The sequence below is a fragment of the Actinoplanes sp. NPDC051633 genome, from assembly GCF_040681735.1.
In the GTDB taxonomy this organism is placed as follows: Bacteria; Actinomycetota; Actinomycetes; order Mycobacteriales; family Micromonosporaceae; genus Actinoplanes.
In genome coordinates, this window is record NZ_JBFAZH010001780.1 from 1 (window position 1) to 1,115 (window position 1,115).

At 73.5% G+C, this 1,115-nt stretch carries 3 protein-coding genes; all 3 read left to right on the plus strand.

Annotated features, from left to right (window positions below; translation table 11 throughout):
• Window positions 1-416, plus strand: a 416-nt coding sequence (locus AB0M20_RS45100; RefSeq protein ID WP_364307784.1) for a hypothetical protein, incomplete at its 5' end; no start/stop codon positions are given.
• On the plus strand, window positions 413-745 hold the full coding sequence (locus AB0M20_RS45105) for a hypothetical protein (RefSeq protein WP_364307785.1): 333 nt from the start codon (window positions 413-415) through the stop codon (window positions 743-745). The genes AB0M20_RS45100 and AB0M20_RS45105, both read left to right, overlap by 4 nt.
• A 166-nt stretch (window positions 746-911) precedes the next feature.
• Window positions 912-1,115 (plus strand): hypothetical protein (locus AB0M20_RS45110; protein WP_364307787.1); only part of this gene is annotated, 204 nt, incomplete at its 3' end.

The window sequence follows — 1,115 nt, forward strand, 5'->3', positions numbered from 1 at the left end:
ACGCCTGCTACTTCGCCGTCCTGCTGACCGACCTGACCACCCTCGCGATGGCTCGCGTCGGCGGCCCGATGGCCGACTTCGCCCGGGTGCTCGACGTGCGACAGGAGTACGCCGCCGGAACCTGGGTGTTCCTGCTGTTCGTCCTCGGCAACATCGTCGGGACGTTCCTGCTCGGACTCGCGCTGTGGCGCTCGCGGGCGGTGGTTCGATGGGCCGCCGGCGCGATCATGGCCTGGCCGCTGCTGCACATCACCGGCCTGGTGGCCGGGACCGAATGGATCGAGGTGGCCGGGGCGATCGTGCAGGGTGCGGGTTTCGCCGCCGTCGGCATCCAGCTGCTGCGTCGGCCCCGGATGGGCCCGGGTTCTCCGCCCTTGCCGGAGGCTCAGCGGCCGGTAGCGGCACAGCAGTCGTGAAGATGCTCGTGTACGCGACGGCCACCGTCACCGTCCTGATGGCGTTGCTGAACCTGCCGTTCGCGTTCGACGGAGACGTCGCCGCGCCGCTCGGATGGGTGGTCACGCTGCTGGGCGTGGCCGGTCTCGTCGCAGCCGTGGGGCTGGTCCGCCGAGCACCGTGGGCGCCGTTGGCGGTCACCGCCGTCGCCGCTCTGAACGTCGCCGGCGCCCTGGTCGCCCTGGTGTCGGACCGCGAGGGTGCCCTCATCGGACTGACCGTGAGCCTATGCGGGCTGCTGCTCGCGACGGCTTGCATCAGGACCACGGCCCGGCAGGCGTCAGCCTGAATCACAAGTGCCGGGGGGGGGGGGGGCCCGGCCCCCCCCCCCCCCCCCCCTTCGCCGTCTCCGGCTACTGCTGCGGCGGCGCTTGAGGCGGCGGCGCCTGCGGGGGCCGGCCCTGGGGCGGGCCGGGGTACGGATACTGCTGCGGACCCGAGTGCGGGGGATACGGGTGACCCGGCTGCTGTTGCGGCTGTTGCGGCGGGTACGGGTACTGCTGCTGGCCGGGGACGAACGGCTGGGGCTGCGGGGGCTGCTGCGGCGGATAGGGCTGGCCGGGAGCCTGCTGTCCCGGCATCGGCGGCGCGGCGACCGGCGGCGGGTTCCCGTCCCTGGTCCACAGCCCGTGCGCCTGCTGGTGCCGTACGAAGTCCTC